Source organism: Serratia sp. SA088 (genome assembly GCF_049065515.1).
Taxonomy (GTDB): domain Bacteria; phylum Pseudomonadota; class Gammaproteobacteria; order Enterobacterales; family Enterobacteriaceae; genus Serratia; species Serratia nematodiphila.
Genome location: NZ_JBAKGW010000003.1, coordinates 38,269 through 64,322, shown reverse-complemented (window position 1 = coordinate 64,322; position 26,054 = coordinate 38,269). Strand labels below are relative to the sequence as shown.

At 57.0% G+C, this 26,054-nt stretch carries 27 protein-coding genes, 1 tRNA gene and 1 pseudogene; 14 read left to right on the top strand and 15 right to left on the bottom strand.

Annotated features, from left to right (window positions below):
• Positions 1 to 42 precede the first annotated feature (42 nt).
• On the bottom strand, positions 43 to 1,020 hold the full coding sequence (epmA, locus tag ACOWVD_RS09035) for an elongation factor P--(R)-beta-lysine ligase (RefSeq protein ID WP_004929681.1): 978 nt from the start codon (positions 1,018 to 1,020) through the stop codon (positions 43 to 45).
• Positions 1,021 to 1,405: 385 nt separating this feature from the next.
• On the opposite strand from epmA, the gene frdA reads away from it, so the two are divergent.
• From frdA to blc, 5 genes are all read left to right on the top strand, one after another.
• Positions 1,406 to 3,202: a fumarate reductase (quinol) flavoprotein subunit gene (frdA, locus tag ACOWVD_RS09030; protein ID WP_004929679.1), complete on the top strand. Its 1,797-nt coding sequence runs from the start codon at positions 1,406 to 1,408 to the stop codon at positions 3,200 to 3,202.
• Positions 3,195 to 3,929: a succinate dehydrogenase/fumarate reductase iron-sulfur subunit gene (locus tag ACOWVD_RS09025; protein WP_004929676.1), complete on the top strand. Its 735-nt coding sequence runs from the start codon at positions 3,195 to 3,197 to the stop codon at positions 3,927 to 3,929. The genes frdA and ACOWVD_RS09025 overlap by 8 nt, the downstream gene beginning before the upstream one ends.
• 15 nt (positions 3,930 to 3,944) lie before the next feature.
• On the top strand, positions 3,945 to 4,337 hold the full coding sequence (frdC, locus tag ACOWVD_RS09020) for a fumarate reductase subunit FrdC (RefSeq protein ID WP_049242689.1): 393 nt from the start codon (positions 3,945 to 3,947) through the stop codon (positions 4,335 to 4,337).
• Positions 4,338 to 4,349: 12 nt separating this feature from the next.
• Positions 4,350 to 4,709: a fumarate reductase subunit FrdD gene (gene frdD, locus ACOWVD_RS09015; protein ID WP_004929672.1), complete on the top strand. Its 360-nt coding sequence runs from the start codon at positions 4,350 to 4,352 to the stop codon at positions 4,707 to 4,709.
• An 84-nt stretch (positions 4,710 to 4,793) separates the two neighbouring features.
• Complete coding sequence (gene blc, locus ACOWVD_RS09010; RefSeq protein ID WP_118892528.1) at positions 4,794 to 5,327, top strand: outer membrane lipoprotein Blc; 534 nt, start codon at positions 4,794 to 4,796, stop codon at positions 5,325 to 5,327.
• Here the strand turns inward: blc and sugE are convergent.
• The 4 genes from sugE to efp all read right to left on the bottom strand — a co-directional run bounded on the left by sugE (position 5,321) and on the right by efp (position 6,851).
• Positions 5,321 to 5,638 carry a quaternary ammonium compound efflux SMR transporter SugE gene (sugE, locus tag ACOWVD_RS09005; protein ID WP_004929669.1) on the bottom strand — a complete coding sequence of 106 codons (318 nt, stop codon included), beginning with the start codon at positions 5,636 to 5,638 and terminating at the stop codon, positions 5,321 to 5,323. The two genes, blc and sugE, sit on opposite strands and share 7 nt — an antisense overlap.
• A 192-nt stretch (positions 5,639 to 5,830) precedes the next feature.
• A complete protein-coding gene (locus ACOWVD_RS09000) occupies positions 5,831 to 5,962 on the bottom strand; it encodes an entericidin A/B family lipoprotein (protein ID WP_004929668.1) in 132 nt (43 codons plus the stop codon).
• Between the two features lie 120 nt (positions 5,963 to 6,082).
• Positions 6,083 to 6,214 (bottom strand): entericidin A/B family lipoprotein, encoded by a 132-nt coding sequence (locus tag ACOWVD_RS08995; protein WP_004929667.1) that lies wholly within the window; start codon positions 6,212 to 6,214, stop codon positions 6,083 to 6,085.
• Positions 6,215 to 6,284: 70 nt separating this feature from the next.
• Positions 6,285 to 6,851, bottom strand: coding sequence for an elongation factor P (gene efp, locus ACOWVD_RS08990; RefSeq protein ID WP_004929666.1), 567 nt, complete (start codon positions 6,849 to 6,851; stop codon positions 6,285 to 6,287).
• A gap of 42 nt (positions 6,852 to 6,893) precedes the next feature.
• On the opposite strand from efp, the gene epmB reads away from it, so the two are divergent.
• Positions 6,894 to 7,922 carry an EF-P beta-lysylation protein EpmB gene (gene epmB, locus ACOWVD_RS08985; RefSeq protein WP_164095951.1) on the top strand — a complete coding sequence of 343 codons (1,029 nt, stop codon included), beginning with the start codon at positions 6,894 to 6,896 and terminating at the stop codon, positions 7,920 to 7,922.
• An 88-nt stretch (positions 7,923 to 8,010) separates the two neighbouring features.
• Here epmB and ACOWVD_RS08980 read toward each other — a convergent pair whose 3' ends face one another.
• From ACOWVD_RS08980 to ACOWVD_RS08960, 5 genes are all read right to left on the bottom strand, one after another.
• The gene (locus tag ACOWVD_RS08980) at positions 8,011 to 8,355 is read right to left on the bottom strand and encodes a DUF4156 domain-containing protein (RefSeq protein WP_004929664.1); all 345 of its coding nucleotides are present in this window, start codon (positions 8,353 to 8,355) and stop codon (positions 8,011 to 8,013) included.
• Positions 8,356 to 8,658: 303 nt separating this feature from the next.
• Complete coding sequence (locus ACOWVD_RS08975) at positions 8,659 to 10,278, bottom strand: methyl-accepting chemotaxis protein (protein ID WP_197843167.1); 1,620 nt, start codon at positions 10,276 to 10,278, stop codon at positions 8,659 to 8,661.
• A 225-nt stretch (positions 10,279 to 10,503) separates the two neighbouring features.
• Entirely contained in the window at positions 10,504 to 12,150 is a 1,647-nt protein-coding gene (groL, locus tag ACOWVD_RS08970) for a chaperonin GroEL (protein WP_004929662.1), read from the bottom strand.
• A 44-nt stretch (positions 12,151 to 12,194) separates the two neighbouring features.
• Entirely contained in the window at positions 12,195 to 12,488 is a 294-nt protein-coding gene (locus ACOWVD_RS08965; RefSeq protein WP_004929661.1) for a co-chaperone GroES, read from the bottom strand.
• Between the two features lie 189 nt (positions 12,489 to 12,677).
• A complete protein-coding gene (locus ACOWVD_RS08960) occupies positions 12,678 to 13,166 on the bottom strand; it encodes an FxsA family protein (RefSeq protein ID WP_004929660.1) in 489 nt (162 codons plus the stop codon).
• Positions 13,167 to 13,533: 367 nt separating this feature from the next.
• On the opposite strand from ACOWVD_RS08960, the gene aspA reads away from it, so the two are divergent.
• From aspA to ACOWVD_RS08925, 7 genes and pseudogenes are all read left to right on the top strand, one after another.
• Positions 13,534 to 14,970: an aspartate ammonia-lyase gene (gene aspA, locus ACOWVD_RS08955; RefSeq protein ID WP_421105589.1), complete on the top strand. Its 1,437-nt coding sequence runs from the start codon at positions 13,534 to 13,536 to the stop codon at positions 14,968 to 14,970.
• A 125-nt stretch (positions 14,971 to 15,095) separates the two neighbouring features.
• Complete coding sequence (locus ACOWVD_RS08950) at positions 15,096 to 16,397, top strand: anaerobic C4-dicarboxylate transporter (RefSeq protein ID WP_076740826.1); 1,302 nt, start codon at positions 15,096 to 15,098, stop codon at positions 16,395 to 16,397.
• A 109-nt stretch (positions 16,398 to 16,506) separates the two neighbouring features.
• On the top strand, positions 16,507 to 16,830 hold the full coding sequence (cutA, locus tag ACOWVD_RS08945; protein ID WP_015376376.1) for a divalent cation tolerance protein CutA: 324 nt from the start codon (positions 16,507 to 16,509) through the stop codon (positions 16,828 to 16,830).
• Positions 16,806 to 18,524, top strand: a complete 1,719-nt coding sequence (locus ACOWVD_RS08940) for a protein-disulfide reductase DsbD (protein WP_421105588.1) — start codon at positions 16,806 to 16,808, stop codon at positions 18,522 to 18,524. Before cutA ends, ACOWVD_RS08940 begins: the two co-directional genes overlap by 25 nt.
• Positions 18,525 to 18,563: 39 nt before the next feature.
• On the top strand, positions 18,564 to 19,139 hold the full coding sequence (gene dicD, locus ACOWVD_RS08935) for a division control transcriptional repressor DicD (protein ID WP_015376374.1): 576 nt from the start codon (positions 18,564 to 18,566) through the stop codon (positions 19,137 to 19,139).
• Between the two features lie 160 nt (positions 19,140 to 19,299).
• Positions 19,300 to 19,375, top strand: a tRNA-Phe gene (locus ACOWVD_RS08930).
• A gap of 105 nt (positions 19,376 to 19,480) precedes the next feature.
• Positions 19,481 to 19,615, top strand: a pseudogene (locus tag ACOWVD_RS08925) (IS3 family transposase); the annotation flags it as partial.
• 164 nt (positions 19,616 to 19,779) lie between these two features.
• On the opposite strand, the gene ACOWVD_RS08920 reads toward ACOWVD_RS08925, so the two are convergent.
• On the bottom strand, positions 19,780 to 20,646 hold the full coding sequence (locus tag ACOWVD_RS08920) for an alpha/beta hydrolase (RefSeq protein ID WP_049240017.1): 867 nt from the start codon (positions 20,644 to 20,646) through the stop codon (positions 19,780 to 19,782).
• A 96-nt stretch (positions 20,647 to 20,742) separates the two neighbouring features.
• Positions 20,743 to 22,212: an aldehyde dehydrogenase family protein gene (locus ACOWVD_RS08915; protein ID WP_049240018.1), complete on the bottom strand. Its 1,470-nt coding sequence runs from the start codon at positions 22,210 to 22,212 to the stop codon at positions 20,743 to 20,745.
• A 137-nt stretch (positions 22,213 to 22,349) separates the two neighbouring features.
• Here ACOWVD_RS08915 and ACOWVD_RS08910 point away from each other — a divergent pair, with 137 nt between their 5' ends.
• Complete coding sequence (locus ACOWVD_RS08910; protein WP_197798764.1) at positions 22,350 to 23,375, top strand: AraC family transcriptional regulator; 1,026 nt, start codon at positions 22,350 to 22,352, stop codon at positions 23,373 to 23,375.
• 614 nt (positions 23,376 to 23,989) lie between these two features.
• Here ACOWVD_RS08910 and ACOWVD_RS08905 read toward each other — a convergent pair.
• The 3 genes from ACOWVD_RS08905 to ACOWVD_RS08895 form a co-directional block, all read right to left on the bottom strand.
• Positions 23,990 to 24,412 carry a hypothetical protein gene (locus ACOWVD_RS08905; protein ID WP_239504357.1) on the bottom strand — a complete coding sequence of 141 codons (423 nt, stop codon included), beginning with the start codon at positions 24,410 to 24,412 and terminating at the stop codon, positions 23,990 to 23,992.
• A 119-nt stretch (positions 24,413 to 24,531) separates the two neighbouring features.
• Positions 24,532 to 25,038, bottom strand: a complete 507-nt coding sequence (locus tag ACOWVD_RS08900) for a YbaK/prolyl-tRNA synthetase associated domain-containing protein (protein WP_063919671.1) — start codon at positions 25,036 to 25,038, stop codon at positions 24,532 to 24,534.
• Positions 25,039 to 25,064: 26 nt separating this feature from the next.
• The gene (locus ACOWVD_RS08895) at positions 25,065 to 26,036 is read right to left on the bottom strand and encodes a threo-3-hydroxy-L-aspartate ammonia-lyase (RefSeq protein ID WP_306377060.1); all 972 of its coding nucleotides are present in this window, start codon (positions 26,034 to 26,036) and stop codon (positions 25,065 to 25,067) included.
• Positions 26,037 to 26,054: the final 18 nt, after the last annotated feature.

Genomic DNA, 26,054 nt, shown 5'->3' with positions numbered 1-26,054 from the left:
GGCATTTGCCGACCCTTTTTGCTTTTCTCACCGCCTGAAACGTCAGGCGATCCCGACCGGGAAGGCCAACACGTCGCTCAGGCTCTCGGCGCCCAGCGCCAGCATCACCAGACGATCCACGCCCAGCGCTACGCCGGAACACTCCGGCATGCCGTGCTGCAACGCCGCCAACAGGTTGTAGTCGATCGGTTGCTGCGGCAGGCCGCGCTCCGCGCGTTTGCGGTTGTCCTGCTCGAAGCGCTGCTGTTGTTCACGGCCGTCGGTCAGCTCGCGGAAACCGTTCGCCAGCTCGATGCCCTTGAAGTACACCTCGAAACGCTCCGCCACGCGGTGGTCTTCGGTGCTGATCTCCGCCAACGCCGCCTGGCTGGCCGGGAAGTGGTAAACGAACGCCGGTTTTTCACGGCCGATATGCGGTTCCACGCCCACGGTGAACAGCAGCTGCAGCAGCGTATCGCGATCTTCTTCGGTATCGGCGATGTTGCTCAGATCGAGTTTGGCCGCCGCTTCACGCAGCTGCGCCTTCTCCGCCGACAGCGGATCGATGTCCAGATGGCGCAGGAACGCCTGCTGATAAGACAGGGTCTCCGCGCTCTCGCAGTCCAGCACCTGTTGCAGCAAATCGTCCACCTCATTCATCAGGCGGTACATGTCGTAGTGCGGACGGTACCACTCCAGCATGGTGAATTCGGGGTTATGGTGCCGCCCGGCCTCTTCATTGCGGAAGCTGCGCCCCATTTGGTAGATCGGGCCGCTGCCCGCCGCCAGCAGGCGCTTCATGTGATATTCCGGGCTGGTCATCATGTATAGCGTCAGGCCCTCTGCCGCCCCCGGCCCGACGAAACGCGTCTCGAACGGGAACAGGTGAACGTCGGTGACCGTCGCCTGGCTCATGGTGGGCGTCTCAACTTCCAGCACGCCACGATCGGCGAAGAAACGCCGGATCTCAGCCAGAATCGCTGCGCGTTTCAACAAATTGGCGATAGGTGCACTAGGCTGCCAGCTTGCCGTTTCGCTCATGGTAATTAACTCCGAAATCAAACAGGGGATGCAGTCTACTCGCATCCTTGCAGCCAAACAAATTCTTCACGATGCGCAACCGGCCATAACGCCAATTTCCGATAAATAGGCGGCAAAAGCGCGTTAAAAAGGGTAAAGCACGCCGAACGCGCGAAAAGGCAGGCAAGCCTGTTGGGCAAGCGTTAATCGACAAAACAATCGATCACATCAAATTTCGACTACTTAACTTTAGGTATAGTTAATTCCCCATTATTGGTGGGAGATATCTATCCTTAACCTTTAAGCAACATTAATCGGTTCAATTAGTTAGCACCCGAAGAGTTCGCTAAATTTTAAGCATAGATATTTAACTTGCCGTTCTTAACAAGAACATTGGAGGAATGCAGTGCAAACCTTTAACGCCGATCTTGCCATTATTGGGGCCGGGGGCGCTGGTTTACGTGCAGCAATAGCCGCAGCGGAAGCCAATCCCCAACTGAAAATCGCGCTGATCTCGAAGGTCTACCCGATGCGCAGCCACACGGTCGCCGCCGAGGGGGGCTCCGCCGCCGTCACTCAGGATCACGATACCTTCGACTACCACTTCCACGACACCGTCGCCGGCGGCGACTGGCTGTGCGAGCAGGACGTGGTCGATCACTTCGTGCATCAGTGCCCGCGCGAGATGACCCAGCTCGAACAATGGGGCTGCCCGTGGAGCCGCAAACCGGACGGTTCGGTCAACGTGCGGCGTTTCGGCGGCATGAAGATCGAACGCACCTGGTTCGCCGCCGACAAGACCGGCTTCCACATGCTGCACACCCTGTTCCAGACCTCGCTGAAATACCCGCAAATTCAACGCTTCGACGAGCACTTCGTACTGGATATCCTGGTGGATGACGGCCAGGCGCGCGGCCTGGTGGCGCTCAACATGATGGAAGGCACCCGCGTGCAGATCCGCGCCAACGCGGTGGTGATGGCCACCGGCGGCGCCGGGCGCGTTTACCGCTACAACACCAACGGCGGCATCGTCACCGGCGACGGCATGGGCATGGCGTTCCACCACGGCGTACCGCTGCGCGACATGGAGTTCGTGCAGTACCACCCAACCGGCCTGCCCGGTTCCGGCATCCTGATGACCGAGGGCTGCCGCGGCGAAGGCGGCATTCTGGTGAACAAAGACGGCTACCGCTACCTGCAAGACTACGGCATGGGCCCGGAAACCCCGCTGGGCGAGCCGAAGAACAAATACATGGAGCTGGGCCCACGCGACAAAGTGTCCCAGGCCTTCTGGCACGAATGGCGCGCCGGCCGCACCATCGCCACCCCACGCGGCGACGTGGTCTACCTCGATCTGCGCCACCTGGGCGAGAAAAAGCTGCTGGAACGGTTGCCGTTCATCTGCGAACTGGCCAAGGCCTATGTCGGCGTCGATCCGGTGAAAGATCCGATCCCAGTGCGCCCAACCGCGCACTACACCATGGGCGGCATTGAAACCGACCAGAACTGCGAAACCCGCATCAAGGGGCTGTTCGCGGTCGGCGAATGTTCCTCCGTCGGCCTGCACGGCGCCAACCGTCTCGGCTCCAACTCGCTGGCGGAACTGGTGGTATTCGGCCGCGTCGCTGGTGAGCACGCGGCGCGCCGCGCGCTGGAAACCGCGCCAGCCAACGGCGCCGCGCTGGATGCGCAAACCCGCGACGTCGAAACCCGCCTGAGCAACCTGATGAAGCAGGAAGGCAACGAAAACTGGGCGAAGATCCGCGACGAAATGGGGCTGTCGATGGAAGAAGGTTGCGGCATCTACCGCACGCCGGAGCTGATGCAAAAAACCATCGATAAGCTGGCCGAGCTGAAAGAGCGCTTCAAACGCGTCAAAATCACCGACAACTCCAGCGTGTTCAATACCGATCTGCTGTACACCATCGAGCTGGGCTACGGCCTGGACGTCGCCGAATGCATGGCGCACTCCGCATTTAACCGCAAAGAGTCGCGCGGCGCCCACCAGCGCCTGGACGAAGGCTGCACCGAGCGTGACGACGTCAACTTCCTCAAGCATACGCTGGCGTTCCATAACCCGCAGGGCGCGCCGCGTCTCGAATACAGCGACGTGAAAATCACCAAGCTGCCGCCGGCCAAACGCGTCTACGGCGCAGAAGCCGAAGCGCAGGAGAAAAAGAATAAGGAGCAGGCAAATGGCTGAGATGCAAACCCTGAAGATCGACGTCATGCGCTATAACCCGGAAAGTGACGCCGAGCCGCATTTCGTCACTTACGCCGTGCCTTATGATGAACAGACCTCGCTGCTTGATGCTCTGGGCTACATCAAGGATAACCTGGCGCCAGACCTCTCCTACCGCTGGTCGTGCCGCATGGCGATCTGCGGCTCCTGCGGCATGATGGTCAACCGCGTGCCGAAGCTGGCGTGCAAAACCTTCCTGCGCGACTACGTCGGCGGCATGAAGGTCGAAGCGCTGGGCAACTTCCCGATCGAGCGCGATCTGGTGGTGGACATGACCCACTTCATCGAGAGCCTGGAGGCGATCAAACCGTACATCATCGGCAACGATCGCAAACCGGAGGATGGCCCGAACGTGCAGACCCCGGCGCAGATGGCCAAATACCACCAGTTCTCCGGCTGCATCAACTGCGGCCTGTGCTACGCCGCGTGCCCGCAGTTCGGCCTCAACCCCGAGTTTATCGGCCCGGCGGCGATCACGCTGGCGCACCGCTATAACCTGGACAACCGCGACCACGGCAAGAAACAGCGCATGCCGCAGCTCAACGGCCAAAACGGCGTCTGGAGCTGCACCTTCGTCGGCTATTGCTCTGAAGTCTGTCCGAAACACGTCGATCCCGCCGCCGCCATCCAGCAGGGCAAGGTGGAGAGCGCCAAAGACTTCATGATCGCCATGCTGAAGCCGCAATAAGGGAGAAAAATTGCCATGACAACTCAACGTAAGCCCTATGTGCGCACCATGACGCCCACCTGGTGGCAAAAGCTCGGCTTCTACCGTTTCTACATGCTGCGCGAAGGTACCTCAGTGCTGGCGGTGTGGTTCAGCATCGTGCTGCTCTACGGCGTGTTCGCGCTGAAGGGCGGCGCCGAGAGCTGGGCCGGCTTCGTCGGTTTCTTGCAGAATCCGCTGGTGCTGTTGATCAACGTCGTCGCCCTGCTGGCGGCGGCGCTGCACACCAAAACCTGGTTCGATCTGGCGCCGAAGGCCGCCAATATCGTGGTCAACAGCGAGAAAATGGGGCCGGACCCCATCGTGAAAGGGCTGTGGGCCGTCACCATCGTCGTCAGCGTGGTCATCCTGGCCGTGGCCCTGATCTAATCCGGAGGAAACATGATAAATCAAGCACCTAAACGCTCCGACGAGCCGGTTTTCTGGGGATTGTTCGGCGCCGGCGGCATGTGGGGCGCGATCGTCGCGCCGGCCATCGTGCTGCTGGTCGGCATTCTGCTGCCGCTGGGGCTGTTCCCCGGTGAAGCGCTGGGTTACGAGCGCGTGCTGGCGTTCTGCCAGAGCCTGATCGGCCGCCTGTTCCTGCTGCTGATGATCATTCTGCCGCTGTGGTGCGGCCTGCACCGCATCCACCATGCGATGCACGATCTGAAGATCCACGTGCCGGCCGGCAAGTGGGTGTTCTACGGTCTGGCAGCAATCCTCAGCGTGGTCACCGTCATCGGCGTCGTCACGCTGTAAACCGCTCGGGTGGCCAACGCCCGTTGGCCGCCCTTTTCTCATCGGCTACACTGTCTACTCGCCCCCGGTAAACAGGAGTCACCGATGCGTTTATGGTCAAAGCTTAGCGTCATGCTTTCCGCCCTGATTTCCGTCGCTTGCAGCATCTCCCCGCCTAAAGACATCAAGGTCGTGACCCCTTTCGACAGCCAGCGCTATCTCGGCACCTGGTATGAGATTGCACGTCTGGATCATCGCTTCGAACGCGGTTTACAGCAGGTGACCGCCCACTACAGCCCGCGTGCCGACGGCGGACTGAAAGTCATCAATCGCGGCTTCAATCCGCAGAAACAGCAATGGCAAGAAAGCGAAGGCAAAGCCTACTTTATCGGTTCACCGCAGGTCGCGGCGCTGAAAGTGTCGTTCTTCGGCCCCTTCTATGGCGGCTACAACGTGATTGCCCTGGATCCGGCGTATCGCTACGCGCTGGTTTGCGGCCCAAACCGCGACTATCTATGGATCCTGTCGCGCACGCCGACGCTTGACGCCGCCGTGCGCGACCGTTTATTGCAGACAGCCAAAGGCTACGGCTTCGCCACCGATAAGCTGATCTGGGTGCAGCAGTCCGCCGATCAGTGACTGCTGAACTTCAGCCCGAGTATGCCGACCACGATCAGGCACAGGCTGATGATGCGCGCGATATTGGTCGATTCGCCCAACAGCACCATGCCCATGATCGCCGCGCCCACCGCGCCGATGCCGGTCCACACCGCATAAGCGGTGCCGGCGGGCAGCGTTTTCATGGCGTTGGCCAACAGCAACATGCTGACCACCATCGCGGCGATGGTGATGATGCTCGGCGTCAGCCGGGTAAAACCGTGGGTGTATTTCAGACCGATAGCCCAAACCACTTCGAGCAAACCGGCGATAAGCAGAATAATCCAGGCCATGAGACGGCCTCCCTACCACTGGGGTCGTCCCCGATAAAATGACGCGTAAACGGGTCGTCCCGTTCAGCGAGGTGATGCATGACGGGTAACCTCACCCGCACTGCGGCAGGATAGCAGCAGCGTTAACGCTCAGGCAAGGGATAGAAATGTGGCGGCTCTCCGCAGCCGGAATGCCGCCGGGTGGAATGCGGATTATTCCGCGCTGCGCTGAATAGCCTTGCCGCCGGCCTGAATGTCTTCACCCACACCGCGGGTGGTATTACAGGCGGTCAGCGAGCTCAAAATCATCAAAGAGAAGATCGCGATAATACTTTTCTTCAGCATAAGAAAGTCCTTATTGGTCGTTGATGAAAAAGTACGGCTTTCTAAGCGTAGTCAAAATTGACGGAGGGTGTGGGATCGAGACCGGCTTTGTGGCGCAAATACATCGGGTTAAAGGCGGGTTCAGCTGGCCGTGCGGGAGATGGCGCCGCCGAGATGCTGAACGTCTTCGCCGAAACCGCGAAACGTATTGCAACTGCTGAGGGAGAAAAGGAACAACAGGGAGAGCACGGCCAACAGCGTTTTCTTGAACATGCGGATTTTCTGCCAACGAACGAGGATGGGATAAAACAGAGGAACCGCGGGGGTTCCTCTGTTTTGAAACTTACTTAACGCGAGAGACGTATTCGCCAGAGCGAGTGTCAACTTTGATCACTTCGCCGATCTGGACGAACAACGGCACTTTTACCACGGCGCCGGTGCTCAGGGTCGCCGGCTTGCCGCCAGTCCCTGCGGTATCGCCTTTCAGGCCAGGATCGGTATCGGTGATTTCCGCTTCGATGAAGTTCGGCGGCTGAACGGCGATTGGGCGGCCATCCCACAGGGTGATGATGCACTCTGCGTTATCCTGCAGCCATTTGGCCGCGTCGCCGACGGTTTTGCCGTCAACCTGATGCTGTTCGAAAGACTCAGGGTGCATGAAGTGGTAGAACTCACCGTCGCTGTACAGGTAGTTCATGTTGGTGTCCATCACGTCTGCGCCTTCGCAAGAATCGGTAGACTTGAAGGTTTTTTCCACGCGGGTGCCGGTCAGCAGACGGCGCATTTTCACGCGCGCGAACGCCTGGCCTTTGCCCGGCTTAACGAACTCACTGGCTTCGACGGCGTAAGGTTCGCCCTCGAACATGATTTTAAGACCCGGACGGAAATCGTTGCTAGAATAAGTCGCCATGATGGCCCTCTGAATATTTGAACTGGTAGCTTAGCCAAAAAAATGGCACACATTATAACCCAAAGTACGGCACATAGAGAAGATTGGTTGCATCAACTCGCCGATGTTATTACCGATCCCGATGAATTACTGCAGCTTTTGTCACTGAATACGCACCCGGAACTGCCGCAGGGGCGCGATGCCCGCCGGCTGTTTGCCCTGCGCGTGCCGCGCGCCTTCGCTGCGCGCATGCGCCCCGGGGACGCCAACGACCCGCTGCTGCGCCAGGTGCTGACCGCCAGAGAGGAGTTCATCAACGCCCCAGGGTTCACCACCGATCCGCTGGATGAGCAGCGCAGCGTGGTGCCGGGCCTGCTGCACAAATACCGCAATCGCGCGCTGCTGCTGGTCAAGGGCGGCTGTGCGGTCAACTGCCGTTACTGCTTCCGCCGCCACTTCCCCTACCAGGATAATCAGGGCAACAAGAACAACTGGCGGCAGGCGCTGGATTATATCCGCCAACACCCGGAACTGGACGAGATCATTTTTTCCGGCGGCGATCCGCTGATGGCCAAAGACAGTGAGCTGGAGTGGCTGATCGGCGAGCTGGAAGCCATCCCGCACCTGAAACGCCTGCGCATTCACACCCGTCTGCCGGTGGTGATCCCGGCGCGCATTACGCCGGCGCTGTGCCGCCTGCTGTCGGCCTCGCGCCTGCAGGTGCTGATGGTCACGCACATCAACCACGCCAACGAAATCGACCGCGAGCTGCAGAGCGCCATGGCCCAGCTGCGCCTCGCCGGCGTCACGCTGCTCAATCAAAGCGTGCTGCTGCGCGACGTCAACGATGACGCCGACACGCTGGCCGCGCTCAGCAACGCGCTGTTCGACGCCGGCATCCTGCCCTACTACATTCACGTGCTGGACAAGGTGCAGGGCGCGGCGCACTTCATGGTCAGCGACGATGAAGCGCGCGTCATCATGCAGGCGCTGCTGAGCAAGGTGTCCGGTTATCTGGTGCCGCGCCTGACGCGTGAAGTGGGCGGCGAACCGAGCAAAACACCGATCGACCTGCGCCTGATGCAGGAGTGAGGCGCGCCACATGGCCTGATGGAACGAAAAGAGGAATGCCGTGGCATTCCTCTTTTTTTATCTCTGTGCGGCGTTTGGCCTCAGCGCCTTACGGGCACTTGTAAACCTGGCCGACCATTTTGCTGTCCAGCGGCGCGAAGCTGGAGAGCAGGTTCTGGCTTGGGCTGTTGGCGCCGTAAATGACGTTGCCGCCCATCGCCGCTGCCTTGTTGCGCAGATCGTTGGCCGCACCGCGCATGGAGCTGCCTTCACCGCCGTTGCCGGACAGCCAGTTGCTCTGGGTGCCGGTCACTTCCCCCAGCAGCTGGCATTCCGCCGCCGGCTTGCTGTCGGTGAACTTGATCTGCTGACCCGCAGCGGTCAGTTCATGAGTGGTGCTGCAACCCGCCAGCAGCACCGCTGCCGAAAGACCCAGTAAGGCTTTAATCCGCATCTTGTTCCCCATTCGATGTTGAGAATTACGCAAAATCTTCTACCCGTCGCCTTTCAAGCTGTAGCGTTGTTGACTGCACTCGCTCACCCCAGTTACTTACTCAAGTAAGCGCCTGGGGACTCACGAGCTGGCCGCCTAGCTACAACTTGAAATTCATAGGGTATATCAGAAAGCGATGCCATCTCTTAAGCATCCGTTGCCACGCGAGCGGGCCAACGTCTTGAGCGACAGCTGATGACTTACCAGTTTACCAGCTAAATCGCCCCGGGCGGCAAAAATATCATCAAATACAGTGCGGCGGCGTTATCCCCAACCGGCGGCCGCCGTCGGTGCCTCCACTTCGCCCTGGCGCGGTTCCTCCTCCGCCAGTTGGAAAGTCGCCACCGCCTGCGCCAGCAGGGCCGCCTGTTCCTCCACGCCGACGGCGGTGGTCGCCACCTCCTCCACCAGCGCAGCGTTCTGCTGGGTTACCTGATCCATCTGGGTTACCGCAATCCCGACCTGCTCAACGCCCTTGCTTTGCTCTTGCGACGCATAGGAGATGTTATCCATCAGCGACGTCACCTGGTTCACCGAGCCGACGATGGCATTCATCGTTTCGCCCGCCTGCTCCACCAGCCGCACGCCGGCGGCGATATCGCAGGTGACGCCGTCGACCAGGCTGCTGATCTCCTTGGCCGAAGTCGCGCAGCGCTGCGCCAGATTGCGCACCTCGCCGGCCACCACCGCAAAACCCCGCCCCTGTTCACCGGCGCGCGCGGCCTCGACGGCGGCGTTCAGCGCCAGGATATTGGTCTGGAAGGCGATGCCGTCGATCACGCCGGTGATATCCCCCACCTGACGCGCACTGTCGTTGATCGCCCGCATCTTGTCGACAGCGCTGGCCATCAGCGTTTCGCCGTTGCGGGCAATGCCGGCAGTCTGATTGACCATACCGGCGGCCTGATTGGCGTTATCGGCGTTTTGCCGCACCGTGGCGGTAATCTGTTCCATGCTGGCGGCGGTTTCCGTCAGCGCGCTGGCCTGTTCTTCGGTACGGCTGGAGAGATCGGCGTTGCCGACGGCGATCTCGTGCGTACCCTGGTTGATCGACTCCACGCCATCACGCACCTGCTGCACGGTGGCGCTCAGCTCCAGCTGCATCGTTCGCAGGCTGGCGAACAGCATGCCGATCTCATTGTTGTTGCGTACCGCGATCTCGCTGCGCAGATCGCCGCGCCCAACCTTTTGCAAGTGTGCGGCGATCTGACGCAGCGGCAGAATCAGGCGCCGGCGGAAATCACGCTGCACGGCGACCAACAGCAGCAGGATCGCCGCCAGGGTGCCGCTCAGCAGGCGGGCGAACACTTTCTGAGTCTGTTCCGCCTCTTCCACTGCCAGACGGTGGGCGGCCACCGTGGCCCGCATGTAGTCGGCAAACTGGCTGTCCAGCCGCTGGCGCACCTGGCGCTTCTCTGCCGCCATGGCGTGCAGCCGCTCGATCAGCGCCGCCTGTGGCGTGTCGGCCAACAGCGCCAGTTCTTGCTTCAGCACTCTCTGCTGCGCCAGGTAGACCTTTTTCATCGCCTCGCCCAGCTCCGGGTGCGATACCGTCAAACCCGGCGTCTCCCAAAACAGGTTGAACGCGACATCGGCGCCGCGCAGCTCGCCGCGTGCCTCACCAATGCCCTGCTGAATATCGGCTCTGCTGGTCTGCGCCATACGCTCGAACGCCATGTTGTCGATCAGCGTCTGCGTTTGCAGCAGAGCACGCCAACTGCGGTTCAGCGCGGCTTCCTCGTCGGAGAAAGTGCTCATCCTGCCGATGCTGTTGCCGTTTTGCTGCATGAAATAGAAGGCGATGGCGCCGGTTCCCATGGGCATCAAGCCCAACAGCAACAGCATCAACATCAGCCAGGTGGCTATTTTCATATTTTTCAGCATAAGTCGTCTCCGTTGACAGTCACACCGGCGAGGGAAAATTCCCCGCCTGGTAGGGGCTATATCGGTACGAAACGACAACGGTTTAGGGCAAAAACAAAATAATGCAATAATTCATTCAATAAACTAATAACAAGCTAAACAAACATTCTTTTTATTGATTTTTAAGCTAAAAAAAACCCCGGTCATTTGACCGGGGTTCTCAGCACACAAGCGTGTGGGGGATGATTACATCATGCCGCCCATACCGCCCATGCCGCCCATGCCGCCTGCTGCGCCCAGATCCGGTGCGTCAGCCTTCGGCAGGTCGGTGACCATGCATTCGGTGGTGATCATCAGGCCAGCCACGGAAGCCGCGTACTGCAGAGCAGAACGGGTCACTTTGGTTGGATCCAGGATACCCATCGCGATCATGTCGCCGTATTCTTCAGAGTAAGCGTTGTAGCCGTAGCTGCCTTCGCCCGCTTTCACCTGGTTGGCGATAACGGAAGCTTCTTCACCGGCGTTAACCACGATCTGACGCAGAGGGGCTTCCATTGCGCGCAGCGCAACTTTGATACCCACGTTCTGGTCTTCGTTGTCGCCTTTCAGCGCGGCGATTTTGCCTGCAACGCGGATCAGCGCTACGCCGCCGCCGGCAACCACGCCTTCTTCCACTGCAGCGCGGGTGGCGTGCAGGGCGTCTTCAACGCGGGCTTTCTTCTCTTTCATTTCAACTTCAGTCGCTGCGCCAACCTTGATAACGGCAACGCCGCCGGCCAGTTTCGCTACGCGCTCCTGCAGTTTTTCACGATCGTAGTCAGAGGTCGCTTCTTCGATCTGCTGACGAATTTGAGCAACGCGGCCCTGGATGGTTGCTTCGTCGCCCACGCCATCGATGATGATGGTGGTGTCTTTGTTGATCACAACGCGTTTCGCCTGACCCAGGTCTTCCAGGGTGGCTTTTTCCAGCTCCAGACCGATCTCTTCAGAGATAACGGTACCGGCAGTCAGGGTCGCGATGTCCTGCAGCATGGCTTTACGACGGTCGCCGAAGCCAGGCGCCTTAACGGCAGCCACTTTCACGATACCGCGCATGGTGTTGACCACCAGGGTCGCCAGCGCTTCACCTTCAACGTCTTCAGCGATGATCAGCAGCGGTTTGCCTGCTTTGGCAACGGCTTCCAGCACCGGCAGCATTTCGCGGATGTTGGAGATCTTCTTGTCAGCCAGCAGGATGAACGGACTTTCCAGCTCAACAGAACCGGTTTCCGGCTTGTTGATGAAGTATGGGGACAGGTAACCGCGGTCGAACTGCATACCTTCAACCACGTCCAGCTCGTCTTGCAGGCCGGTGCCTTCTTCAACGGTGATAACGCCTTCTTTGCCCACTTTCTCCATCGCTTCCGCGATCAGTTTACCCACGGTTTCGTCGGAGTTGGCGGAGATGGTGCCTACCTGAGCGATAGCTTTGGAATCGGAGCAAGGTACGGACAGTTTTTTCAGTTCTTCAACCGCAGCGACAACCGCTTTGTCGATGCCGCGCTTCAGATCCATCGGGTTCATGCCGGCAGCAACCGCTTTCAGGCCTTCGGTGATGATGGATTGAGCCAGTACGGTTGCCGTAGTGGTGCCGTCGCCCGCCGCGTCGTTCGCTTTGGAGGCCACTTCTTTCACCATCTGTGCGCCCATGTTCTCGAACTTGTCTTCCAGCTCGATTTCACGCGCAACGGAAACGCCGTCTTTGGTGATGGTCGGTGCGCCGAAAGATTTATCCAGCACTACGTTGCGGCCTTTCGGGCCCAGGGTCACTTTTACTGCATCAGCGAGAACATTCACGCCGCGGAGCATTTTCACGCGAGCGTCATTGCCGAATTTTACGTCTTTAGCTGCCATTGGTATTTCCCTTCAACTCGTTCAGTTCAGAAGATAAAGCGCAATTACGCTTCAACAATTGCCAGAATGTCGCTTTCGGACATGATCAACACTTCTTCATTGTCGATCTTCTCTGCTTTCACGCCGTAGCCGTCGTTGAAAATCACGATATCGCCAACTTTCACATCCAGCGGTTGGATGTTGCCGTTTTCCAGCACACGCCCTTTACCCACTGCAACCACTTCACCGCGAGTGGATTTACCCGCAGCAGAGCCAGTCAGGACGATGCCGCCAGCAGATTTTGATTCAACTTCTTTGCGCTTGACGATAACGCGGTCATGCAATGGACGAATACTCATTGAACGCTCTCCTGTAAGAAGGTCTCTATCAGATTTAGGGTTGTACACCGGATGGTTGTTATTACCGGCCTCGTGGCATTTGAGATGGGGGCGTTCCAGCCCCCTTCAAGGGGGCTAACGAAAAAAATTTCGCATTTTTGGTTCGGCGAGTGCCGCAGAGATGAAAAACGCGGCCTGGGCCGCGTTTGCTTAACGATCGTGAGGTTTGCGATCCTCGTCCGGGCGGTGTTCCAGCACCGGGCGCTCGTCGTCCTTACGCTGGAATTCGCCGTCAAAGGTGTTGCCGTTGGCGGCGTCGCCGCCCGTCCAACCGCCGGGGCGATACACCGACAGATGCGGCATCAGCTTCAGCGTCAGCGATTTTTGCACCGGCGGCAGCAGCAGCAGCAGGCCGAGGAAGTCGGTGAAGAAGCCCGGAATCAGCAGCAGGAAGCCCGCCAGCACCAGCGAAACGCTTTTCACCATTTCCGCCGCCGGGCTTTCGCCGGCCGCCAGTTTTTGCTGCATCTGCACGAAGGTTTTCATGCCCTGATTGCGCACCAGCGAAATGCCGACGCAGGAGCTGAACACCACCAGCAACAGGGTGACAGCCACGCCGAGCACGGCGGCGACTTTGATAAAGATGGATATTTCTATGTAAGCCAGCAGAAATATCAGCAGTAGCGGTAACCAGCGCACCTGGTTCTCCTATCGGTAGGTAAAGCGCGGCCGCCACGGGGCGACGGCGCGAAAAAAGAGGCCGTAAACGGCCGACACCATTACAATGAGGGCATCCCCCCACCATTTCAACCGAGAGCCGGTTTTTATTGCTAAAGTTCACAAACGTGAAAGAAGTCACAGAACCGGAAAAGGGCATATCCTTAAACACCATAAGGTGATCTGGATTCAGTCATTTCTTATCAACCAGCATATGATCTGGGCAGCAACGGGCGATTTGGTTAATCGTTTCACGCCCCAAGCCTTCGGCAATATTAATTTAGGCTGTGCCCTTTAGCCTTGACCTGACAAATTATTAATTCGGCAGCAACACATAGAGAAGGTTCTCATGTCAAACAACATTCGTATCGAAGAAGACCTGTTAGGAACACGTGAAGTCCCCGCAGACGCTTACTACGGAGTTCACACTCTGCGTGCGATTGAAAACTTCTACATCAGCAACAGCAAAATCAGCGATGTCCCCGAGTTCGTTCGCGGCATGGTGATGGTGAAAAAGGCCGCGGCGATGGCCAACAAAGAACTCAAAACCATTCCGCGCAAAATCGCCGACGTGATCATCCAGGCCTGCGACGAGGTGCTGGATAAAGGCAAGTGCATGGATCAGTTCCCGGTGGACGTATTCCAGGGCGGCGCGGGCACCTCGCTGAACATGAACACCAACGAAGTGCTGGCGAACATTGGCCTGGAGCTGATGGGCCACCAAAAAGGCGAATACCAGTACCTGAACCCGAACGATCACCTCAATAAATGCCAGTCCACCAACGACGCCTACCCGACCGGGTTCCGCATCGCGGTGTACGCCTCCAACCAGAAACTGATCGACGCCATCAACCAGCTGCGCGAAGGCTTCGATCGCAAGGCGAAAGAGTTCGAAACCATCCTGAAAATGGGCCGCACCCAGCTGCAGGACGCGGTGCCGATGACCCTCGGCCAGGAATTCCACGCCTTCAGCGTGCTGCTGAACGAAGAGACCCGCAACCTGCACCGCACCGCGGAGCTGCTGCTGGAAGTGAACCTGGGCGCCACCGCCATCGGCACCGCGCTCAACACCCCGGAAGGCTACCAGCCGCTGGCGGTGCAAAAACTGGCGGAAGTCAGCGGCCTGCCTGTAGTACCGGCGGAAGACCTGATCGAAGCCACCTCCGACTGCGGCGCCTACGTGATGGTGCACAGCGCGCTCAAACGCCTGGCGGTGAAACTGTCCAAAATCTGTAACGACCTGCGCCTGCTCTCCTCCGGCCCGCGCGCCGGCCTGAACGAAATCAACCTGCCGGAGCTGCAGGCGGGATCGTCCATCATGCCGGCCAAAGTGAACCCGGTGGTGCCGGAAGTGGTCAATCAGGTGTGTTTCAAGGTGATTGGCAACGACACTTGCGTTACCATGGCGGCCGAAGCGGGCCAGCTGCAGTTGAACGTGATGGAGCCGGTGATCGGCCAGGCGATGTTCGAGTCGATCCACATCCTGACCAACGCCTGCTACAACCTGCTGGAAAAATGCATTAACGGCATCACCGCGAATAAAAAAGTCTGCGAACACTACGTCTTCAACTCGATCGGTATCGTCACCTATCTGAACCCGTTCATCGGCCACCACAACGGTGACATCGTCGGGAAGATCTGCGCCGAAACCGGCAAGAGCGTGCGCGAAGTGGTGCTGGAACGCGGCCTGCTGACCGAAGCCGAGCTGGATGACATCTTCTCCGTGGAGAACCTGATGCACCCGGCCTATAAAGCCAAACGCTATACGGATGAAAATGAACAATAACAGACCTACCCGGTAGCCCTGAAAGGCACGCTAAATCCTCTGGATAGCGTGCCTTTTTACTTTTAGGCGCCCACAAAATTTTAACGTTTGATTTTCAATTTCTCTCATTTTAAGGAGTAAACACTATGCTAGCCTTGGAATTGGTTATCGTTCTGCTGGCCATCTTTTTAGGGGCCAGGTTGGGCGGTATCGGTATCGGGTTCGCGGGGGGGTTGGGCGTTCTGGTCCTGGCGCTGATCGGCGTCAAGCCGGGTAGCATCCCTTTCGACGTGATTTCCATCATCATGGCGGTGATCGCGGCGATCTCCGCGATGCAGGTCGCCGGGGGGATGGACTACCTGGTGCAGCAGACCGAAAAGCTGCTGCGCAAGAACCCCAAACATATCACCATTCTCGCCCCTATCGTCACCTACTTCCTGACCATCTTCGCCGGCACCGGCAACATCTCGCTCTCGGCGCTGCCGGTGATCGCCGAAGTGGCGAAAGAACAGGGCATCAAGCCTTGCCGGCCGCTGTCGACCGCCGTGGTCTCCGCCCAGATCGCCATCACCGCCTCGCCGATTTCCGCCGCGGTGGTGTACATGTCTTCGGTGATGGAAGGCCACGGCGTCAGCTACCTGCACCTGCTGATGGTGGTGATCCCGTCCACCTTCTGCGCCGTGCTGGTGATGTCGCTGCTGGTGACCTGGCTGTTCGACTCCAAGCTGTCTAACGATCCGGTCTACCTGAAACGCCTGGAAGAAGGCCTGATCACCCTGCGCGGCAACAACGCGCTGGCGATCAAACCGCGCGCCAAAACCTCGGTGCTGCTGTTCCTGCTGGGCGTGCTGTGCGTGGTGGCCTACGCCATCATCAACAGCCCGGGCCTGGGCCTGGTGGCCAAGCCGCTGATGAACACCACCAACGCCATTCTGATCATCATGCTGAGCGTCGCCACGCTGACCACCCTGCTGTGCCGCGTCGACACCGACATGGTGCTGAACTCCAGCACCTTCAAGGCCGGCATGAGCGCCTGTATCTGTATCCTCGGCGTCGCCTGGCTGGGCGATACTTTCGTGCAGGCCAACATCGACTGGATCAAAGAGACGGCCGGCAGCGTCATTCAGGCGCACCCGTGGCTGCTGGCGGTGATCTTCTTCTTCTGCTCGGCGCTGCTGTACTCGCAGGCCGCCACCGCCAAGGCGCTGATGCCGATGGCGCTGGCGCTGAACGTGTCGCCGCTGACCGCCGTCGCCTCCTTCGCCGCCGTTTCCGGCCTGTTCATCCTGCCGACCTACCCGACGCTGGTCGCTGCGGTGCAGATGGACGATACCGGCACCACGCGCATCGGCCGCTTCGTGTTCAACCATCCGTTCTTCATTCCCGGCACCATGGGCGTGATCTTCGCGGTGGTATTCGGCTTCCTGCTCGGCAGCGTCATGCTGTAACGCTTCGACCGGGGCTGCGGCCCCGGTTTTCCTTCTGGCGATAAACTCGCCTTCTAGCCAATCCGCCTTCAGGGTATAGTGCCCATTCGAACCGATGAGAGGGCTGAAGATGTCTGATTGCGAAGCTGTCGTCATACTCTGTACCGCACCCGATGAAGCCAGCGCCCAGGAACTGGCGGCGCGGGTCTTGGGCGATAAGCTGGCGGCCTGCGCCACGCTGCTGCCCGGCGCCACCTCGCTGTATTACTGGGAAGGGAAACTGGAACAGGAATACGAGGTGCAGATGCTGTTCAAAAGCGATCGCCGCCGTCAGCAGGCCCTGCTCGACACCCTGAAACAACATCACCCCTACCAGACACCCGAGCTGCTGGTATTGCCGGTGATGGCCGGAGATAAAGACTACCTGTCATGGATCAACGCTTCATTAAACTGATTTTGCTGCTGTGCAGCCTGTTCTTCCTGCCGCAGGCGGCGCAGGCTTCGCTGTTCGCACCGACGGGCGGCAGCCAGTTCGTGCCCGTCGATCGGGCCTTCGCTTTCGATTTCAAACAGCAAGGCAACCAGGTAACGCTGAACTGGCAGATCCGCCCCGGCTATTACCTGTATCGTCAGCAGATCAAACTGGTGCCCCAGCAGGCGACGCTCGGCGCCTTTACCCTGCCGGAAGGATTGAGCCACAAGGACGAGTTCTTCGGCGAAGTCGCCATCTTCAAGCAGCAGCTTAATCTGCAGGTGCCGCTGCAACAGGCGGCGGCCAACGCCAGCCTCAGCGTCACCTATCAGGGCTGCGCCGAGGCCGGCTTCTGCTATCCGCCGGAAACCCGGGTCATCCCGCTGGACGCGGTCAGCGCCGGCGCTGCCGCCCCGCTCCCGGCCGCTGCACCGGCTGAAGCGCCCGCCGCACCGGCCAGCCTGCCGTTTTCGCCGCTGTGGGCGCTGCTGATCGGCATCGGCATCGCCTTCACGCCGTGCGTGCTGCCGATGTACCCGCTGATCTCCGGCATCATCCTCGGCCGCGAGCGGCCGCAAAGCAGCGGCCGCATTCTGGCGCTGGCGGTGGTTTACGTGCAGGGCATGGCGCTGACCTATACCCTGCTCGGGTTGGTGGTGGCCGCCGCCGGCCTGCAGTTCCAGGCGGCGCTGCAACATCCTTATGTCTTGATCGGCCTGTCGGTGCTGTTCATCGCCCTGGCGCTGTCGATGTTCGGCCTCTATTCCCTGCAACTGCCTTCCGCACTGCAAACCCGGCTGGCTAACTGGAGCAACACCCAGCGCGGCGGCTCGCTGACCGGCGTGTTCCTGATGGGCGCTCTGGCCGGGCTGATTTGCTCGCCCTGCACCACCGCGCCGCTCAGCGCCATCCTGCTGTATATCGCCCAGAGCGGCAATCTGTGGGCCGGCGGCGGCACGCTGTACCTGTACGCGCTGGGGATGGGCATTCCGCTGGTGATCGTCACCCTGTTCGGCAACCGCCTGCTGCCGCGCAGCGGCCCATGGATGCAGTACGTGAAAGAGGCCTTCGGCTTCGTCATTCTGGCGCTGCCGGTGTTCCTGCTGGAGCGGGTAATCGGCGATCTGTGGGGCATGCGCCTGTGGAGCCTGCTCGGCCTGGCGTTCTTCGGCTGGGCTTTCGCCCTGAGCCTGAGAAGCGCGCGCGGCTGGGCTCGCGCCCTGCAACTGCTGCTGCTGGCGGCGGCGGTGATCGCCGCACGGCCGCTGCAGGACTGGGCTTTCGGCGCCGACCAGGCGCAGCAGGCCGCTCAGCCGCACCTGGCCTTTACCCGCATCAACAACGTCGCACAGCTCGATCTGGCGCTGCAACAGGCGCGCGGCAAGCCGGTGATGCTGGATCTGTACGCCGACTGGTGCGTAGCCTGTAAAGAGTTCGAGAAATACACCTTCAGCGATGCGGCGGTGCAGGCGAGCCTGGCCAACGCGGTGCTGCTGCAGGCGGATGTGACCGCCAACAGCGCGGAACAGGCGGCGCTGCTGAAGCATCTGCAGGTGCTGGGGCTGCCGACGATCCTGTTCTTCGATCCGGCGGGCCAGGAACTGACGGCGCAGCGGGTCACCGGTTTTATGAAGGCGGAAGCCTTCAACGCGCATTTGCAGAAAGTGATGCGATAACTGACACTGAAGATCGGAAGCGAATGGGAGGAAGCACAAGTGCAACGTGAACACGTCCTTGATACCGCGCTGGGCCTGTTGGAACAACAGGGCCTGGCGACCGCCACATTAGAGATGCTGGCGGAAAAACTCGACGTTCAACCCGGCGATCTCAAACGGTTCTGGCCGGATCGCGAAGCGTTGCTGTACGACTGCCTGCGCTATCATGGCCAGCAGATAGACACCTGGCGCCGCCAGCTGCTGCTGGACGAAAATCTGAGCCCGCAGCAAAAGCTGCTGGCGCGCTATGACGTGCTGGCGGAATACGTGCAGCAAGACCGCTATCCCGGCTGCCTGTTTATCGCCGCCTGCAGCTTCTTCCCGGAAACGGACCACCCGATCCACCAGCTGGCGGAGCAGCAAAAGCTGACCTCGCTGGAGCTGACCCGCGAACTGCTGCGCGACATGGATGCCGACGACGCCGACATGGTGGCGCAGCAAATGGAGCTGATTCAGGAAGGCTGCCTGAGCAAACTGCTGGTAAAACGCCAGCTCCAGGACGTATCGGTCGCCAAACGGCTGGCGGAAGACATCTTGCAGGTGGCGCAGTGCCGCCGCAACGGGGCGTTGAGCTGAACCGGCAGGGTTGGCAGCGCCACCAACCCGAGGCGATAGCCCCAACAGGCGCATTTTTTGCGCCCTTTGCCTGAAAAGCCAGCAACCGGAGGCATTTTCGCGTATTTCACGCATAAAGCCGTTGACGGCTTTCGGCCAATACGGTTTAATGCTGCCCGTTGCCCGGATAGCTCAGTCGGTAGAGCAGGGGATTGAAAATCCCCGTGTCCTTGGTTCGATTCCGAGTCCGGGCACCATATTCAGAAGAACCCGCCTATGGCGGGTTTTTCGCTTTCTGGGGTACGGACTCTCCATCGAACTGCGTTCGATTATTCGGCCAGAGGCCTCACCCTGCGGGCCAGCGCCGTCTGCAGCCGCTGGAGGATGAAAACCACCGGCTCCGTCGTTTGGCGGCAGACCTCAGTCTGGATAAAGAAATGCTCCAGGATGTTATTCGAAAAAACGTTCTGAGGCCCGTCCAGAAGCGAGAAGTACTGACTTACCGACCTGGATGCCTAGCGTATTTGCCAGCGCCATGGTTGTCGTTTGATGATGCAGAGTCGCACGATATACAATTTAAATATATTTACACTATATAAGAATAATAAATAACCTTATCATTAGTGTATATCCAGATAGTTTCCCTCCATCCATGAATAATTTAATCCTCGTTCAAAACATTCAACACGACATTTAAAACCCCTGATTTTGACGACATCAAATCATAATGTGTCGCTTCAGGAATCATGCTGATAATGACATTATCTTTGTGTGTTTTTGCATAGTCTTCTGCATATTTACCCGGAGCTATATTATCCTCCCCTCCATTTATCAAGGTAATCCTGAAATTATTTCTCATTAGTATCGGCGAGGTTGACTCCATTTTTTTGCCTGATATCTTATCGATGCCACCAAATCGAATAATATTTGGGCAGGCTGTTTCTGCAACTTTAAGATCAACAATTGCACCCAGACCAATTGCCTGATTTATTTTTACCTTACTCAAGTAGTTTTTCGAATGAGTTTCCTCTCCGCCGGATGCGGCCCAGCTGGCTAAATGCCCACCAGCGGAATGGCCAATTAACGTGATTCCGGACTCAGTTATCTGCTTGTCGTTCAAAACCTCAGTTATCTTAATCAAGGCATTTGAAATATCACTATACGTTGTCGGATATCCTCCGCTCGTATCTGCTTTGGTATACTCCACATTGAAAACGGCGTACCCATTCTTCAAGAAGAAGTCCACAACTTCTCCTGCCTGTTGAAAACCCTCGAATTTCGAGTCCCAGCAACCTCCATGTATCACGGCTATGGCTGGCTTTTTTTTATCTAATCCTTTAGGGACGTAGAAATCAAAAAAATTATTTTCTTTATCGGCACCATAATAGTACCTCTGAGTTGCTATGTTCTTCGGCTTGAATTCCATATAGTCTTTAAGTGTAGCGCCGTATATTGGATTGATAACTTCGGCACTTGTACTGCTTATTGAAAAAAAGGCAAGAATAAATGCTAATTTTATTTTCTTCATGGTCAGTCATCCCATTAAAATTTAAATCAATTTTTTGTTTTTTTAATTATTACCATCAAAAATTAACCTGAAATAACCTGTGTGATTTTCGCACTATTATTCCGCGTACCAGGGTTTGGCTACTCGATTCCTAATGGTAATCGACTTAATGTTTGAATAGAGATCAAGCGTTTCTTGACAATGTTCTATCCCTATCCCGCTCTCTTTGACTCCACCGAAAGGAACGCCGCTGGCAAGGTTGAAGTATTCATTTATCCAAACAGAGCCCACATCAAGTGCATCTGCCGTACGCATCGCTTTTTCAAGGCTAGTGGTATAAACGCCTGCTGCGAGGCCATAAGGCACATCGTTCGCTTCATGCAGCATTGTATCATAATCGTTCCAGCGGATGAGGCTTAGTACAGGACCGAAGATCTCCTCTTGAGCAACACGCATTTTATTCTTAACTTCAAGAATAGTTGGCTGTATAAAATACCCGGGCTCACACCCCTCAACCTGAACACGATCTCCGCCATACAGGACTTTTGCACCTTCAGCTTTTCCAATGCTGATATATTCAAGCACTCGCTTCCCTTGCTTGGCTGATACCAGGCAGCTTAATTGGACAGAATCGTCGCGTGGGTCTCCAATCTTTAAACTTGATGCTTTCCCTATCAGTTTTTTGACGAACGGCTCATAAATTGAGTCATGTATGAATAGCCGAGTGCCTGCAAGGCAAGATTGACCGTTGCAGTACATCGCGGCGAACAATGCATTGTCGACAACGGCATCAATGTCTTCGATATCGGGGAATACAATGTTGGGGCTCTTTCCTCCGAGTTCTAACGAGGCCGGGATCAAACGCTCTGCAGCGGCATGGCCGATAAGGCGTCCGACCTCAGGGCTGCCGGTAAATGCTAACTTCGACACTAAAGGATGGGTCGTAATTGCATTACCGACTTCATCGCCAAAGCCGGGCACGACGTTAATGACACCCGGTGGTAAAATTTCGCCTGCCACAGCAGCAAACTCTAATGTGGAAATTGATGCATTCTCATCTGGCTTGAGAATCACGGTATTCCCAGCTGCAATAGCCGGCGCTACCTTAAGCGCGACCATCAGCGCAGGGACATTCCAGGGAATGATCTGTCCAATAACACCTATAGGTTCGCGTTTAGCGACCATATAACCATCGGGAATGGGTTTTCCGTAGCCTTCGTAGGTTGAAATGGCTGCCGCGAAATATCTATATTGAGCGATCGCTTTCTCATAATCTAGACGAACTTCCGCCAGACGTCGTCCGACATCAGTGGCATCAATCAACGCTAATCGTTGCAGGTTTTTTTCGAGTTCGTCTGCCAAGCGGTTTAATAATCTTGCACGCTCCTCATAAGACGTTTCTTTCCAGGTAAGAAAAGCGTTTCGGGCCGCGATAACTGCGGATTCAACTTCAGATTGTCCACAACGGGCGATCTTCGTCAACACTTCCCCGGTTGCCGGATTGACGGCCTGGAAGGTTATTCCGGAGTATGGAATAAATTCGCCATTTATGTAAGGATTGTATTGTTTTCTGAGTGAGATGTTCATGGAAACTCCTTCACGTTAGAAAAAGGTAACGTAGATAATCAATGAATTGTTTACTTGGCGCTATCTATATAGCGCCACTGATGTCAAGAAAACGCCTTTTTTGATCACAAACTGTTAACGGTTTATAAGGAGTACTTATGAGTAAGTCGTTAGCATCATTCTCAAGGTTAGATATCGCACTGCGAAATACACAGTGCAGCGATAATACTATGCCTGCAGAAGCCTTGCTGTTCGATACCCAAGACCTGGATTATGCTCAAGAGAAAGTGAGTGAGGTTTATTGCCCATATCGTTTCAGTCTTGGTGAAAAAAATGAAGGAAACGCAGGTATGTTTAGCCTGCCGGGAGAGAATATCGTGCTGTCCTGGTTTGCTTATGGGACTGATATTCTAATTGAACCGGAAAACTTTAGTGATTTTATATTGACGTTAACGACACTGTCTGGTGAATCTGTGATTCATAGCACCAATATAGTAAAACCCGGCCATGAAAATTCTACAGTTGTCATTGCCGCAGACGACTCGCCACGTTTTCTATATAGCTCAGATAACGTGCAGTTGGGGGTCCGTATTGACGCTCGCTATATGGATGCACTATGGTTACGTTTCTCAGAGGGAGAAGGCGAGTTTTGCTCTTTCGTTTTGCTCGGGGGAGAATGGAATAAGCGCTGGTTGGCCTCTGTAGAAATGCTTAGACAACTGCTGCTTCCAACAATACCTGCCGCTACAAGAAATATGCTGTTGCCTCGGGCAGAGGAATTATTGGTACTACAGCTTCTTGCTGAACGATGGGCCGGTTTTACGGATAAACATTCACGCGGAACTTCCAAACAAAACCTGCCTGCTTACTTACGGCGTTCTGTTGAATATATTAATGAAAATATTGATAGCCCTTTGACCTTATCGGAGATTGCGAGTGCTGCTCAATGCAGCATCCGTACTTTGCAACGGGTTTTTCATAGTTGGCGTCAAATAGGTATAATGCAATATGTTAAGGAAGTCCGCTTGCGGAAAGTGCGTGAGGATTTACTGCAGTCAGAGATAAGCTCAGTGACAGAAGTGGCTACTCGATGGGGTTTTTTCCATTTAAGCCAGTTTGCTGCAGATTACCGTAAACAATACGGTGAACTTCCTTCGGAAACTCGACGCAGGCGGCAGCTTTAAAATAGCAACGGTGGGTTTTACCCCCTCAGATGCGGCAGGTGACATCCTGCCGGAATTGGCCAGCTTTGATTGGTGAACAGTCCCCAAATACATAATGACAGACAGCCACCACAACATAGCATCCGTCCTTAAACCAGGGTGTTTTCATTATGGAGTATGCAGACTGAATCCGATGTCTTAACCGACCACACAAAGGTGATTGGCTTCACCAGCATTGAACGTATCTAAAACCGTCCTAAAGAAAAAGCTGATTCGCGATAAATTCGTACCTTTTATCATGTCACTGTAACCCTGCCTTATTCAAGAAAACCCTGGGGCTATCGGGAGTATCCATATACGGCGGTTTCCGGCGAGACAGGCAGGGACGCCTGTCGTAGCCGGCCGTGATACGAAGCGATAAAGTGAGGGCCGTTGGTGCAGCCAACTATCTGGCAGGGCAAGGAACGTGCCTACGGTTCCTTGCTAGGTCGAGGCGTATGAGTCTTATAAAGCATCTCACTTTTATCGGCAGGAACATCACCAATATCTTCAGAAAAAAACGAACTGACAAGCATGATGCCTATGGCTAGTTTTTCGCTTTCTGGGATACGGACTCTCCATCGAACTGCGTTCGATTATTCGGCCTTCGGTTGACTCGGCGGGATCAGCCCAATCAGCGCCAGTACGCAAGATTTGGCGGCTAATACCAGATTGAGATGCCCGGGGAAAGCGACGTTGATGAACCAAAAGGCCAGGAAGATCGCCAGAGAAACCGGCCAGGCGAGCACGAAGAACCGGGTATCGCATAACCGCTGGGCGCAAAACAGCAGCGTCAGCACGATCGCCAACACGCCGAAAGGAAGATACAGAATCAGCCTCAGGTAAGAGGCGATGACATCAGCGAACGAAACGTTATTGATGACGGAAATCGTCAATTTCTGAAAGAATAATGCGTCGTTGTTATAGAGCTCTAAAAGATTTAACCACGCAAAGCTGAACCCTATCGTTAACGACATCCATACTGCGTATTCTTTGCGGGATAGGGGATTGGTGATCAAACTCAGTCTCTCGTTCAGCCAGCGGTTCCGAACAAAGGATATAGCATAAAAACGCTGAACCGGCGGTAAACGGCAGTTCAGCGTTGTTGTTCAACTCGTCTGAACAGACGCTCTTTTTCTCACTCCGCCATCGTCTCCGTACGCGCGAAATGAATAAACTCAGGCGCCGCAATACGCAGATAATCCTGCGCATTGAGCACCACGGAGCGTTGCAGATCGCCGGCGTTAAACGCAATGTCATCGTAACGCTCAAACAGCTCCGGATCGGCGACCAGCCTGAGCTGCGGGTGGAAGCTGAACGGCGGGATCGCCCCCGGCACGCAGGCCGTCAGGGTCGCGATTTCCGCCGGGCTGACCAACGATGCCTTTTTACCGCCCAACTCGGCCGCCAACCGCTGCAGATCCGCCTGACGGTCCGCTGCCAGCACCGCCAAAATGTAATGCTTGGCTCCGTCGATGCGCGTTTGGCACACCAGTGCCTTGGCGCCCTGCCCCTGTTCGGTGCCGCGCAATGCCGCTACAGCTTCGCAGCGCCCCTCCGCCGGATGTTCTATCACCCGGAATGCGGCCTCTCCGGCGCTCAGCAGCGCCACGACCTGCTCAAATACCGTCTTGTCTGTCACCATGGTTCTCTCTCGTCATCCGCCTGTTTCTATTGACCTGCCAGCAACTCGCCGTAGCGGCGAATGTCGACGTTGCCGCCGCTGATGATCACACCGACGCGTTTTCCCCGCAGCATCGATTTCTGCGCGCAGGCGGCGGCGAACCCCAGGCAGCCGGTTGGCTCCACCACCATTTTCATCCGTTCGGCGAAAAAGCGCATGGCGGTAATCAGCTCATCGTCGGTCACCGTCAGAATGTCGTCAACGTCCCGGCGGATAATAGGGAAAGTATATTGGCCCAGATGCTGCGTCTGTGCGCCATCGGCGAGGGTCTGCGGCGTCTCAATGTGAACGATGCGGCCGGTACGGAATGATTGCTGCCCATCATTGCCCGCCAAAGGCTCTACGCCATAGACTCGGCAACCCGGCGACAGCCGACGCGCGGCGAGTGCAGAGCCGGCCAGCAACCCGCCGCCGCCCAGGCAAACGAACAGCGCGTCCAGTTCGCCGACCTCGTCGAACAGCTCTTTAGCCGCGGTGCCCTGCCCGGCGATCACCTGCGGATGATCGTAAGGCGGGATCAGCGTTAATCCCTGTTGCTGCGCCAGATCCCGGCCGATCTGCTCGCGATCTTCATGATAACGGTTGTACTCCACCACTTTGCCGCCATAGCCGCGCGTCGCAGCCACTTTGGCCACCGGCGCGTCGTGCGGCATGACGATCGTGGCGGGAATGCCAAGCAGCCGGGCAGCCAGCGCGATCGCCTGCGCATGATTGCCGGAAGAAAAGGCCACGACCCCGGCCTTGCGCTGCGCCGGAGAAAACTGCAGCAAAGCATTCATCGCACCGCGAAATTTAAAGGCGCCCATGCGCTGCAGGTTCTCGCATTTGAAAAATACGCTGGCGCCGAAATCGTCGTCAACCGTGCGTGAAGTCTGCACCGGCGTGCGGTGAGCATAATCATTGATGCGCGCGGCGGCGGCGGCCACGTCGTCATAAACGGGTAAAATCAAATCGGTCATAGCGTTACCTGTCAGTAA